At 34.1% G+C, this 14050-nt stretch carries 10 protein-coding genes; 7 read left to right on the top strand and 3 right to left on the bottom strand.

Annotation, left to right across the window (positions count from 1 at the left end):
• Positions 1-977 precede the first annotated feature (977 nt).
• The 3 genes from RINTHH_RS10590 to RINTHH_RS00615 all read left to right on the top strand — a co-directional run bounded on the left by RINTHH_RS10590 (position 978) and on the right by RINTHH_RS00615 (position 3478).
• The gene (locus RINTHH_RS10590; RefSeq protein ID WP_008231607.1) at positions 978-1157 is read left to right on the top strand and encodes a hypothetical protein; all 180 of its coding nucleotides are present in this window, start codon (positions 978-980) and stop codon (positions 1155-1157) included.
• A 270-nt stretch (positions 1158-1427) separates the two neighbouring features.
• Positions 1428-2057 (top strand): DUF3038 domain-containing protein, encoded by a 630-nt coding sequence (locus RINTHH_RS00620; protein WP_008231606.1) that lies wholly within the window; start codon positions 1428-1430, stop codon positions 2055-2057.
• A complete protein-coding gene (locus RINTHH_RS00615; protein ID WP_008231604.1) occupies positions 2054-3478 on the top strand; it encodes a DUF4335 domain-containing protein in 1425 nt (474 codons plus the stop codon). Before RINTHH_RS00620 ends, RINTHH_RS00615 begins: the two co-directional genes overlap by 4 nt.
• A gap of 55 nt (positions 3479-3533) precedes the next feature.
• On the opposite strand, the gene RINTHH_RS00610 is transcribed toward RINTHH_RS00615, so the two are convergent.
• The 3 genes from RINTHH_RS00610 to RINTHH_RS00600 all read right to left on the bottom strand — a co-directional run bounded on the left by RINTHH_RS00610 (position 3534) and on the right by RINTHH_RS00600 (position 8972).
• Positions 3534-5804: a transglycosylase domain-containing protein gene (locus RINTHH_RS00610; RefSeq protein WP_008231602.1), complete on the bottom strand. Its 2271-nt coding sequence runs from the start codon at positions 5802-5804 to the stop codon at positions 3534-3536.
• Positions 5805-7587: 1783 nt separating this feature from the next.
• Complete coding sequence (lspA, locus tag RINTHH_RS00605) at positions 7588-8049, bottom strand: signal peptidase II (RefSeq protein WP_044258141.1); 462 nt, start codon at positions 8047-8049, stop codon at positions 7588-7590.
• Positions 8050-8384: 335 nt separating this feature from the next.
• Positions 8385-8972, bottom strand: coding sequence for a biotin transporter BioY (locus RINTHH_RS00600; protein ID WP_008231600.1), 588 nt, complete (start codon positions 8970-8972; stop codon positions 8385-8387).
• 509 nt (positions 8973-9481) lie between these two features.
• Between RINTHH_RS00600 and pstS the strand changes: the two genes are divergently transcribed.
• From pstS to pstB, 4 genes are all read left to right on the top strand, one after another.
• Complete coding sequence (pstS, locus tag RINTHH_RS00595; protein ID WP_008231596.1) at positions 9482-10639, top strand: phosphate ABC transporter substrate-binding protein PstS; 1158 nt, start codon at positions 9482-9484, stop codon at positions 10637-10639.
• A gap of 112 nt (positions 10640-10751) precedes the next feature.
• Positions 10752-11702, top strand: a complete 951-nt coding sequence (pstC, locus tag RINTHH_RS00590) for a phosphate ABC transporter permease subunit PstC (protein WP_008231594.1) — start codon at positions 10752-10754, stop codon at positions 11700-11702.
• A 22-nt stretch (positions 11703-11724) separates the two neighbouring features.
• A complete protein-coding gene (pstA, locus tag RINTHH_RS00585) occupies positions 11725-12621 on the top strand; it encodes a phosphate ABC transporter permease PstA (protein ID WP_008228181.1) in 897 nt (298 codons plus the stop codon).
• A gap of 53 nt (positions 12622-12674) precedes the next feature.
• Positions 12675-13481, top strand: a complete 807-nt coding sequence (pstB, locus tag RINTHH_RS00580) for a phosphate ABC transporter ATP-binding protein PstB (protein WP_008231592.1) — start codon at positions 12675-12677, stop codon at positions 13479-13481.
• Positions 13482-14050 lie beyond the last annotated feature (569 nt).

Here is a 14050-nt window from a genome sequence, read left to right as displayed (position 1 = left end):
AAAGTTTAGGAAAAAGAAGCATTCTACTTCAAATAATTGTTGTTATAAATTACCATTCACCAAGTCTAAATACTGAGTCATGAGCTTTATAATAACTCAAAATTTTACCAACAAAAGTGGAATGAAACACATCATATTAAGTTCTTTTTATCGATTGATTAAAATTATAATTATTAAGATATTAATAATCGACTTACGATAAGTTTAAGCAAAAAGATTATAGTATAGACTATCTATTATAGTTATAAAATGTCAAACTCCTAATTATGTGACAATTAAAAAATTATGTAAATAAAAATAAAACCATAAATATACTATCATCACGCATAAGATTGAATTTCACTGGATTATTATCAAAACTGTAAATATCTAGATATAAGAACAAATCAGTCTACAATGTGTAGAAAATCATATATGTATTTGAGTGAAGTGCATCTGAGGAGATATTTGAAAGGTCATCAAATGAAGAAAAATTTTAATGGTAGGAAAGTGCAAAAATTTTCCCATGCTCCAGACAACAACTTAGTATTCTCATAAATTAATAAATTAAATATCATTAGAAATATCAAAAATGATACTCTTTTACCCATAATTTTTGAGGAATATAAAACTATTATTTTTTCTACTTTCAAAACTTCTTGTACCATCCAAATAAAAAACTTAATAGCCAATTAGATTAATAGTTTTCCACCAATACCAACATCTAAACAGATACCTGTTCGAAGTATTTGTTACTCAAGTTTCGTAACTTATTTAAAAAAATGTTGGTCTTCAGCAGAATATTCCGCTTTACCTATCATCGATGAAGACTTGTAAAAATAATTGCAATGTGGTATCTGTGATAAGCTCTTTGATGTCCTTTGATTTCTTAGATGCTATCACAACCAATATCCTAAAATATCATCTCCATACCTTTAATGTTCTGAATGTCAATCATGTAATCTTAATAATATTTTACTTGTATCTGAGTCAAATTTATGAGATCATCACTGGATTTTCAACCAAGTACTGAATATTTTTGCGCCATTCATGAAGAAATTATCTGTTTACACTATGTATCTAGTGCAAAAATTTCCGAGGTAAAATCTACCATCTCAATCTCTCTGGCAAAATGGCAAAATATAGACAACCATATTGGTCATGAAGCCTATGTCTAGACCAAACTGTTTTTATTTAAGGGGTTCCGATTAATCATAAAATTAATATTGTGTACATCTTATTAGATTTACAGGAGTGGACTTTACACACAATTACTTATTAAGCATGCTATTTGCCATCTATACTGGGGTGGTCCTCTTGTGATGTACCTGATTCTCCGAGAACACTCTAAGAAAATTAACTATTGTTACTATTAGAGTTACTCTTATTAAGCTGTTTGTCTTAATGAAAACCACTCAGTTTGTAGAAGCCATATCAAGGTATTGATAATGAATATCTCCGGTGGTAGTACCACACTATTTGACAGCCCAACCTCCCAGACAGGAAAAATGATTCTGGAAAAATTGCCAGAATTAGGAGTAGATTTGCAGGTATGCCCCCGTACAACTTGCCTGCAAATTGATTTAATCTTACTAGCAATTGAGGCTTTGGAATTGGGTGGATCGGAAACTATTTTGGGATTTGCAGAAGAACTACATTTAAAAGATATTATCAAACACAGGGTAAATTTATGGCGGATACGTAGCACAAACCCCTTACGTCGGGCCTATATTCGCCGCCATTTAAGTATTACTGAAGCAAAAGCATTAGTAATTATCACTTGCTATGTGGCTAGACAGTTGACAGTTGTAATTCGTCAGTTGATGATGATGTCCCAACAACTATATGAAAAGCAAATTCCTTTAGAACAACATTTACGCCTTGCCAGTTATTTAGAAAGGTTTAGGGCACATTTTAAGAGTCGTATGAATCCTGGACGTTCCGGGATTTTAGCGTTGAACACTGATGAGGAACTAAACAAATTGGCAATTAGTTTGCTTGGAAAATTACTGTTTTGTACTGGGACCTATGGTATGCAGCGATTCTGGATTAGTTTGTTTTATGGGGTATTAGAATGAGTATTCAACGCAAATATAGTTTGCCTAACTGCACTCTAATTTTAGAGGGTTTGAGTAATACTGCTCAGGCAAATAGCCCTCAGGAAATCCGCCCTCTTCTATCCATTCTAGTAAATGCAGAATGTCATTTATCTGGACTTAAGGAACCAATTACTGGAGGAAGGGAATTTTTTGAAAGCCTGGTGAGGGCTGTTAGCGCATATGCTCAAGAGTTTTTAAGTAATGTATCAAATTCTCAGGCAAACAAAAAAGAATTTGAGCCGGTACAGCTAGAAAAATTAAGTGATAATCAACATAGATTGGTTTTACGTATGCATGAAGTGCAAGACAGCAATTTCCAAGCACCAACTGCCTTAGATATAAGTACAGTACAGCTATTTGATCTGGTAGAAGCTGTTGATCAGTTTCTTGCTGACAGCCAAACACTACCAGAAATAACTCTGGAACTACAGCCAGTTGTCAATCACTATAATAGTGTAATTCAAATATTTCTAAAGCAGGCAATTCCTGCAACTTTAGGTGTTAGTAGTTTGGCTGCGGCTGCCATAATTTTTGGCGTATTGCCTCCTCCTAAATTTCATCCGATACAAAAAATACAATCAGATGAGTCTAGTATACAACCCTCTGAATCGACACTTTCCAGAAAAACAGTAGATATATGGGGGGATGATAGTAAAATCTCAAAAGTAAATACAGATAACGATAATAATGCGTCAGATCCTAATATTATAGATTTGGAAACAGTCTTAAAAACAGTTCCTGAAATTAATAATGCATCTCAGTTGAAATTGCTCAATCGTCATGTTTATAACCAAATAAATCCGGAATGGAAAAATCGTGTGGTATTAAAACAAGACCTAATTTATCGTGTTGGTGTAGCAGCAGATGGGGCAATTATTGGTTATAAAGCCATTAATAAGGAAGCAAATAAAAACATAGGGATAACTCCTTTACCCCAGTTACTTTATATTCCTACTAATCAAAAGTTCATTAATAATGAACCTATAGCTCAATTCCGAATTGTGTTTCGGAAAAGTCAGGTTTTAGAAGTAAGCCCTTGGAATGGCTATGCAAATACCCCAGATGTGGTAGGGCCAAGAATCAAGAATAATGTTCAGATAAAACAATTAAGGCAAAAACTTTTCGATAATATACGTGAAAATTGGGGGGAGACTTCTGCATATAAACATGTATTAAAGTACCGTGTGGCAGTTACAGGAGATGGACTTATTGCTGATTATGAGCCTCTAAATCAAATGGCATTCGACTACTACAAGGAAACCCCTCTGCCAGAAATGTTTTCGGCAATTTACGGTTCTAATATTACTGCTCCTAATAATCAAGAACCTCTGGCTCATTACCAGGTAGAATTCTTGCCAAGTGGTAAATTAGATGTTAAATATTGGAAGGGATATAAATAAGAGATGAAGTAGTTAGGAAAATTTGTACTTACAAGATTGCTTTATTATTCTTTTCTCATCTAATGATTTTTCTCATATAGTTTCCCCATAATTGAGCTGCTTGATCACTACTACCAGAAGTAGGTTTATTATTATCATTTCCTAACCAAATACCAGTTACTAGTTGTTTGCTTGGTAAGAAGCCAATAAACCATAAATCAACGTTTTCGTCCGTAGTTCCAGTTTTCCCTCCTTCGTCTAGGCCAATAGCCGCACTAATTCCAGTTCCACTGGTAATAGCTTTTCTCAATAAATAATTCATGGTTCTGGCTATACTTGTCTTTAAAACTCGTTTGTTAGTATCTACGTTTCGATTAAAGGAGTATATTATACGACAGGTTTTAGGATCTTTATGATCCTTGCAGTCACTACTGTCTAAAATCTTGGTAATGGCATGGGGCTTGTTCCAAACTCCATTATTGCTAATTGCCCCAAAAGCACCAGTAATTTCTACAACATCAACTAAGCTTTGTCCAAGAACCATTCCTGGTACTACTTCCAATTCGGATTTTACCCCCAAACGTTTTGCCATATCTGCGACCTGCTCTAAACCAACATCCTGAGCTAATCTTAATGCAATAGGATTTTCAGATAAGGCAAATCCTGTGACTAAATCTAAAGCACCTATACTTGTACGACATGGCTTGTAAGTAAATCCCCACCATGTCAGAGGAGAGCAAGAATAAGTTCTCCCTATAGTTATGCCAGATTCTAAAGCAGCAGCATAGGAAAATAACTTAAAGGTAGATCCAGGTTGTCTTTTAGCTTGGGAGGCACGGTTAAATTGACTGTATCGAAAATTTGTACCTCCTACCATAGCTACTATTGCCCCGGTATTAGAATTGAGAGTGAGTAATGCTCCTTCGGAAAAGCCAAATTTAGAACCACCAATATTAATTGCATTTTGCAGAGATTTTTCTGCTTCAGTTTGTATAAAAGTATCTAATTGGGTTTCAATAATAAAATTACCTTCTCCAGCTAAATCCTTTCCCAAAATTGATTCTAACTCAGCAAAAACATAGTTATAAAAGTAGGGAGCAATAACTTTAGCTTCCTGCTCACAGACTCTAGGGCTAACTTCAACTGGTGATCTTCGAGCTCGATTATATTCACTTTGTTTAATTTTCCCCATTTCTAACATACGTTGCAATACGCGATTGCGATAACCAATAATATTATGCTTACTTCGACTATCCCCACAAAAATTAAACCCATTAGGAGCTGGTAAAATTCCTACCAGGATTGCAGCCTCAGCGGCAGTTAATTCCTTAGCTGTCTTATCAAAATAATAACGAGCTGCATCTTCAAAACCAGAGGTATCAACTCCTAAATACACTCGGTTTAAGTACATCAATAAAATTTCATCTTTGCTGTAAAAAGTTTCTAATTTCAGGGCAACTATAGCTTCTCGAATCTTCCGTTCCAGGGAATCTTGTCTACCGACATAATCCCGGAGTAAACTACGGGCTAATTGTTGGGTAATGCTACTTGCCCCCTGTTTTGCATCACCACTACGGGTATTAACTAGTACAGCTCTTAAAATTCCCAATGGATCAATTCCTAAATGCCAATAAAATCGGCTATCTTCGGAAGCCACTACTGCTCCTGGTAAATACGGTCCAAAGTCTGATAAATGCTCCATATCAATATGGCTTATGGAACTGGGTTTACGTAAATGAGTAAACCCATCATGGGCATATACAATGACTGGTGCACGAGTTGCTTTACCTGGTAGATTTTTAGCAGAAAATTTAGTCCATTCTACAGCAATGACTAATGCTGCTAAAGCAGTTACACTTATAAACCCATAACCTACCCAGGCTAAAGCTTGAAAATACCAGGGAGGAGGATCTATATACTGTAATCTCACAGATGCGGCTAATTCCGGAGGACCCAAAGTAAGAATATCTCCATGAATTAATTCCACAGAAGTCAGCCGTCTTTTACCTCGATAAATTCCATTAGTAGAATTTTCATCCTTCATGGTGAAAGCAGGTTTCCTTTGGGACGAATTTCTAGATAGGGAGAGATGAATTTGACTAACTACCGGATTACGAACAACAATATCGCTCGATTTAGAACTACGTCCCAAAATGTAGTGTTCGCCTAATAAAGGGTACACCTCAGACCTATCTCCCCCTACATCCTGCACCCACAGCTCTGGAACTCTTACATTTTGTCTTAGTATCAGTTTGGAAAAATTCACCCTGGCTTGAATTGTTTGTACTGCCTGGTTAATTTGACCAAAAAGGGTTTGGGTTTTTCGAGGAGGTTGAGGAGGACTCATGAGCTATTCACACCATGGTTTGTATTTAAGAATTGGACAAACGCAATTTACATATTACTCTTTATTACTATTTGACTATATTGAATCACTGGATTTTCATGATGTTTGTAATATTTATCACATTTGATTTTTAGCTTAAAACGACTACCATTTTTTAACGTCAAAACTATGTTTCATAGAGAAAGTCTATATAATATTTGATGAATATACATTATCCTTGGATATTGAGTCTCAGTAATAAAAAGGTTAAATATACTACTCTCGTTTCTAATAGAGATTCAATCCAAATTATTATAGGTAGTTGTTACAAGAAATTTTCCCTCTGTCACATAAATAATTGAAAATTTGCCTTGATATCATAAAGGTTTTGTAATTAAGGGGTGATAATAAAATAAATTCCAGAGTCGATATAAGAGTGAACTGAGAAAATAAAATGGGGAATAAAGCCTCAAAAAACAAGGGTTAATTTTATACCAACAGAAAATAAATATTGCCAATTCTAAACCAAACTATTTTTTGGAAAAATTGGAGTGAGCATTAAAACCTGGAATGTATAACCATGGAATTATTTTTGTCGTATTACTCAATCATGGCAATATATTATTGAAAGCTATAAATTATGATAACTAACTTTTTCTTTATATGTGGGGCTACACCACTGACACTAGATTATAGCAATAATTAAAGGCATCAACATTAGAAAATTTACTTAATTAGCCAACAAAATCAAGATATGAGGTTTGAAAAACCACTTTAGAAATTTGTAAATTGCAAGCTGATATCATATACGATAGTTTCATTTTATTGAAAAATAATTTGGTATTTCTCAAAACAAACTAAGCATCGTTTAAATAGGAAAAATATCATTATTATAAAACAGCTGGTATGAATTTTTTTATAAAGTAATGGCTATTAATTTAATTCTAATATAAGAATTTTTCTTGGTATATATAAGCTTTGATTATGATGAATAAAATTATTTCATAGGGGTAAAATTAATATCGAAGCAACAAAGAATTTAGAAAGAATATAGATCTGCACATATTGAAAAATTATAGTATTCCTTGATATTTAAGTACTGTAATTTGCATTAGACTAAAAGTAAGACCTTAATTATTAAAAAAACGGCATCTGGAATATCAAATTGACAAATATAAAGGACTTAAACCTGGAATATACTATTTTCGTCCTGTAATTAGATAAAACAAGGTAAAAAAATAGCATATTTGCCATTATGATATAGAGGAAAGAGGTTTATAATCTTAATTTTTTACTATTTTTGTTTTGCCAATTATAAAGTTTATTCAGCTACACAATTATTGTAAGGCCATCTTTATGGGTAACATGAAATGTACTAAAAATGCTGGGATTTATCTAAACAAAAACCTGAAAATAAATCAATAATTTTAACCATTCTATCTCCATTTTTATCAACTTATAAATAAGTTTGTTGCAGGATAAATTACTTAATTATTCTATAATAACATTATCATATGAGTTTCAACCTAGGCTTGTAACTACCTCGATTGAGATAATAACTGTATTGTTATCCTTGAAATCACTAAATATATTATATTCAGATATAATTGAATGAATAAATCTCAGAGTATTTCTATGATATGAACTTTTATTTTAAAAGTTCCACAAAATTAATTTTATTTATGATCAACCAACTTAAGTAATATTATTTGTTACAAAACTTATGCGCATTTGATATTTTCTCGTCTTTCTCTATCTTTAAGATTTGGTAGAGATTATAAAAATGAAAATATATCAATTATCTTTACTTATTAGGTGTTTGACTAAAAGCCGAAATTAATAAAGAAATAATCCCTATGTTAATAAATACATCAGCTAAATTGAATATGGGGAAATTAATCAGACGAAAATCTAAAAAGTCAATTACATACCCTGAAATAAATCTATCTATTCCATTACCCATTGCTCCACCTAAAATACAACCATAACCAAGTTTCTCCCAAAAACTTAACCTAGGCCCCCAAATAGCAATAGCCATTAATGCAAAACTCACAATTAAAGAAAGCCAACGTAACGACTCTACATTCCCATTAAATAAGCTAAAAGCCGCACCAGTATTGGTAACATAGGTAAAATGGAAAATTTCAGGTATGATAGGGAAACTTCCCTTAAGACTAAAAGTCCTGACTATCAAATATTTTGCTAGCTGATCTAATACGAAAGTTACTGATCCAATAATCCAGAAAAAACGGTTTTTAAAATACATACTTAGTAATGTTTATAGGTATTCCTTAGGTAATTTTTTTGCCAAATTTTTACTGATATTTCTTAAATAAAATTAGTCATAAGACCTTTAATCTCTCACTATTATCCTAAACTATATATACTTGTAAATATTAAATAGTCAGGGTCGTAGATACAATTATGATGAGATTGTAGTTTTTTGTTATCGTAATGTAAATCCAGCTAAATTCAAGTAATTAGTACTGCAGATATAAACAATTAATTTAATTATAAATCCTACATGATTATCCATATCAAACTTTATTATTTACAAAATATCAAACTAATCCTAAATTGAAAAGGCTCATAAATAGGAAATCAATAAAAAATCAAATGTCTTAAAATATAAGCAAGAATTGTGACAGCACATACTACGGCCAGTTGTCCAGGTATCTGTAACCAAGAATACTGAATAATTGCTTGTGAAAGACTTATAAGGAAAGCATTTTGTAATTTTAGAACATGGCTAATACTTAAATAGGTAATACCGCAGATATGGATAATAAACAAACCACAAATGCAACTAAAGGCTAGGGATTCTAACCTTGGGCGTGCTTGAAATGCCAAAAAACCACATATCCATGCCCCGGGAATAAATCCTAAGAGATAGCCAAACTGAGATAGCTGGACATAGCCAATCCCTCCACCATTTGAAAAGACAGGTAGTAAAGTTAACCCCATAAGTAAATAAGCAATTTGAGACAGAGCACCTGCATTTTTCCCTCCTAAACATCCTACTAACAGTACCCCACCGACTTGAAAGGTTACACCCAACGAAAAAATACTTACACTATGACTACTCCACAACCAGGGGAAAGTTGTGATATGCGCTTCTAAAAAAGTTCCACCTATGGTTAATAGTAAACCGATCATAGACCATAGTAGTTGATTGGATGTTCTTAACATTTACAAAATACTACTTATATGATTAATTCTCATCTAATTCCAATAATTTCAATGTTTTCATACTGCTGAAACTTCATATTTATAATCTAAACAAGGTAATTATAAGCTATTATGTTCCTATGAATTTATGGATGATATTTGCTTATACATAAATGAATTCACATATGAATTCATTTATCATTAGGTTACAAAATATACTGCGAACTCAAATTATTCCTGAAGTTCGTTTCTGCCCAAATATCCAATAAGCCTATAATAGGTTGGCTATTAGGTTATGATAGGGTAATAATATTCGCACCATACTAACATTATAAGTATAATATGAGGCTGGTATGGAAAATGGAATTTCCTGTATGTTTTGGATTAAAGAATTTGGAGTAAAGAGAAGATTAATTTTTTTGTGATTTACTCTAATTTATAAAACCTAAGTCTCTAATGTTAACCTTGTCTTTACCATTGAGAACTATATTATAAACGCCCAAAAAAAGTACTCAAGCTATATATTATTCATGTCTTTGGAACTTCAGGTATCAAAAGTTTCTCCTGCTCTGAGGAAATTCCTAGTTTTGTTACTGTCATTAAGTATGGTAGCTTGTGGTGGTAATAGTAAAATTAATCAAAATCAGCCTTCTCCTAATGGTGCTACTAAAACTACTTCTGCAAATACAGATATCTTTGATTTAGGTGGTGACATTACGATCAATGGGGTGGGAGCATCTTTCCCCGTTCCCTTGTATCAACGCTGGTTCTCAGATTTGAATAAAAAATATCCCAACTTGCGAGTTAACTATCAATCAATTGGTAGTGGTGCAGGAATTAAGCAGTTCACCTCTGGTACAGTGGATTTCAGTGCTAGTGATGTGGCAATGAGGGATGAAGATATTGCTAAGGTAAGCACTAATAAAGGTGTACTTATGTTGCCTATGTCTGCCGGTAGCATAGTGATGGCATATAACCTACCCGGAATTATTGAACTCAAATTACCCAGAGAGGTTTACATTGATATTATGTTGGGTAAGATTAAAAAGTGGGATGATGCTAAACTTGCTGCAGCAAACCCTAGTATTAACCTTCCCAACCAAGATATTACATTAATACATCGTTCTGATGGTAGTGGGACTACGGGCGTATTGACCAAGCATTTAAGTACTATTAGTTCAGAGTGGGAAAATTCAGTTGGAAGCGGTAAAACTGTTCAATGGCCAACAGGATTGGGAGCAAAGGGTAACGAAGGGGTAACAGCTCAAATTAAACAGATTGAAGGCTCTCTTGGTTATATTGAGTACGGTTATGCAAAGCAGAACCAAATCACTTTTGCTTCCATAGAAAATAAGGAGGGTGAGTTTGTCAAGCCTTCTGAGATTTCTACTATTAAGACCTTATCATCTGCTACTCTACCAGATAATCTGCGTGCCTTTATAACAGATCCAGTGGGCAAGGGATCTTACCCTATTGTCACCTATACTTGGATTCTGGCTTATAAAAAATATAATAATCCTGCCAAAGCAAAAGCTGTGGAAGCAATGATTGAATATGGGTTAACAGAGGGCCAAAAAGTAAGTAGAGAGCTCGGTTACGTTCCTCTGCCGAAAAATATAGTACAAAAAGTTGCTGCTGCCGCTGATGTAATAACTCCTGACTACAACATATCCGTGGCAAATAATTAATAAACATAAAGTGTAAATCACGGATGTTCTCTTAATTTATCAACTTTTAACCCGAATTTTTAGTTTGATTCCCTCTTGTATATAGAAGGCAATTAATGGGTCAATTTATTTCATGAGTATTCAAGACCAAAACATTTACACCAGAATTCAACGACGATCACGACTAGATAAATTATTAGATGATTGTTTTGTATGGCTCACTAGGTTTTTGGCATTTGCAGTCGCGGCTGTTCTATTTTGGATAGCTGCACAAGTTTCGATAGAAGCCATACCAGCAATTCAAAAATTTGGAGTGAGATTTTTAACTGATAGTTCCTGGAATCCAGTCAAAAATGAGTATGGAGTGCTGCCCCAAATTTATGGGACTTTAGTTAGTTCATTAATTGCTTTACTAATAGCTGTACCTGTTGGCCTAGGTACAGCTATTCTGCTCAGCCAGAACTTTTTACCATACAAGGTGAGAACTGTAATGGTATTCTTAGTTGAGTTAATAGCCGCAATTCCCAGCGTAGTTTATGGTATTTGGGGAATATTTTTCCTTGTGCCCATTCTCACCAGTTGGGGTAGAATGCTCCACTCTAGTTTGGGTTGGTTGCCAATTTTTGCCAGTGCTCCTTCTGGTTTGGGAATGCTACCAGCCGGGGTTATTTTGGCAATTATGATTTTGCCAATTATTACTGCCATTTCCAGAGATGCACTTACGTCTATACCCCCCAGTTTACACCAAGCAGCTGTAGGGTTAGGGGCTACACGGTGGGAAACAATTTTAAAGGTTATGCTCCCCACAGCTTTTTCTGGTATTGTCAGTGCTGTAATATTAGCTTTAGGAAGGGCAATGGGAGAAACTATGGCTGTTACTATGCTAATTGGGAATGCTAACAAAATAGATTTTTCCCTATTTGCTCCCGCTAATTCTATTGCCTCCTTGTTAGCAAATCAGTTTTCTGAAGCAGTGGGTTTACAAGTTTCAGCCTTGATGTATGCTGCCTTAGTACTATTCATTTTAACTTTAATAGTGAATACTGTTGCAGAATTAATTGTTGGGCAAGTGAAACGTATATAGTATTTGCAGTTTTTTAGATTTTATGAGCTCTAGTTTTGCCAATTTTCCCAATAATAAATTAATTCATCGCAGTTTTTTAAGCCGTTCTCCTAATTCACCCCGGAATTGTTTTAATAATTTTATGAATTGGGTAGTGTTTCTTTGTGGAGCACTTGCCTTACTACCTATAATAGCGGTGCTATCTTATGTCTTGATTAAAGGAATAGATAGTCTAAGTTGGAGCATGTTTATAGAATTGCCCCCACCACCATTAGTTGAAGGGGGAGGGTTTCGTAATGCAATTTTTGGTACTCTTTTGATGGTAGGAATTGGGTCAATTATTGCTGTTCCCTTTGGGATATTAGTAGCAATCTACTTAGTAGAGTTTAGTTCAGGAAAATTATCTTGGTGGATTCGTTTTGCTACTAATATTCTCAGTGGTATACCTTCAATTATTGCTGGGGTATTTACATACGGCTTATTAGTACATACAGGTATTGTTGGTTACTCCCCTATAGCTGGTGGTGTAGCATTGGCAGTACTTATGCTACCAATTATTATCCGCACCACGGATGAAGCATTACAATTAGTTCCCAATGATTTACGACAAGCCTCCGTAAGCTTGGGAGCTACAAATTTTCAGACGGTTACTCAAGTGGTATTAATAGCAGCTTTACCAGCAATTGTTACTGGGATAAGTCTAGCAGTAGCTCGAGCGGCAGGAGAAACTGCTCCCCTGATATTCACCGCTTTATTTTCTCAATTTCCTTTTAATGGTTTTGTTCAACCCATTGCCTCTTTAGCCTTATTGGTTTTTAACTTTGCGATTGTTCCTTACCCTAACCAACAATCCCTAGCATGGGGGGCTTCCTTAATTTTAGTATTGATGGTTTTGATGACCAGTATTATTGCTCGCTTGGTTACTAGTCGTAAATCCTAATAGACTAAGAAAAACCAAATTTAACATTGGGAATCCAATTACCAAATTAGATTATGGCTGCTAATGTTGATGTCGCTAGTCAAACACAGATTGTTTTAAGAACAGAAGGTTTGAGAGTTTACTACGGTAACCTTTTGGCACTTAGTAATATTTGGCTAGATATACCTAAGAATCAAGTAACAGCCTTTATTGGGCCTTCTGGTTGTGGTAAAAGTACACTATTAAGATGCTATAACCGTCTTAACGACTTAATTGAATCATTCCGAGCAGAAGGTAATATTTTCTACTATGGCGAAAATCTATATTCTAAGCATATAGATCCTGTAGAAGTACGTCGCCGGATTGGCATAGTCTTCCAAAAGCCAAACCCATTCCCCAAGTCAATTTATGACAATATTATCTTTGGCCCAAAAATCCATGGCTATAAAGGCAATATGGATGAATTAGTAGAACATTCCCTCAAACAAGTAGCTCTATGGGATGAAGTTAAAGATAAATTACGGAAGAGTAGTTTGTCTTTATCCGGTGGGCAACAACAAAGGTTATGTATTGCTAGAGCCATCACAACCAAACCAGATGTGATTCTAATGGATGAACCATGCTCTGCTCTTGATCCTATTTCTACCTTGCGGGTAGAAGAGTTAATTCGCGAACTAAAGAAAACTTATACTATAGTTATGGTTACCCACAATATGCAACAAGCATCACGTGTATCTGATCGTACAGCATTTTTCAATGTTAAATCTTCAGAAAAGGGGGAGCGCATTGGGTATCTTGTAGAACATGAAAGAACAGAAGTTATTTTCCAAGATCCCCAGCAGGAATCCACTAAGGAGTATATAAGTGGTAGATTTGGTTGAATATTTGATATATAAATATAGAGGTAAAAAAGTACTATTTGAGCTGCTGAATTTATTTTGGGGTGAGTGTTATGGCTTAAAACCAAAGCAGTTGAGGTGGTAAAAAACAGCAAAAATTTTTCCTAACCAAATACTTTTTAATAAAAATAAACTCTCTTCTGAGAATATTCTAACAAGAAATATTTTCCAATATCAGAGCAGTTATTTATTATTAATCTAATATCATAATTTATTTAAACTAAGCTAAGTTTTTAATATTAGTAAGTTAATTTCCTCAGCAAAGAAAACATAAAACCAAAAACATAATTAGCAGCACTTTTATATTGATATATAAACCAGGCATTTTATTGTTTTAGTTTATGTTAGAAAGGTATTTAGATTTATTTCAAGTCTACTAATAATTTAAGTTGGGATTCTATAAACCTTATTTATTTATGAAAATTATCATATGACTAGCATTTCCACAGTCGAGTATTAATAAATATTACGGAGATTATTAAAACCCCTAATTTGATTGTGGAAACTACACTTACCTTACTATAGATGGAGTTTTACTCATCGTTTACCCA

This window comes from Richelia intracellularis HH01 (assembly GCF_000350105.1).
GTDB lineage: Bacteria > Cyanobacteriota > Cyanobacteriia > Cyanobacteriales > Nostocaceae > Richelia > Richelia intracellularis.
This window is presented reverse-complemented; position numbering and strand designations above follow the sequence as displayed.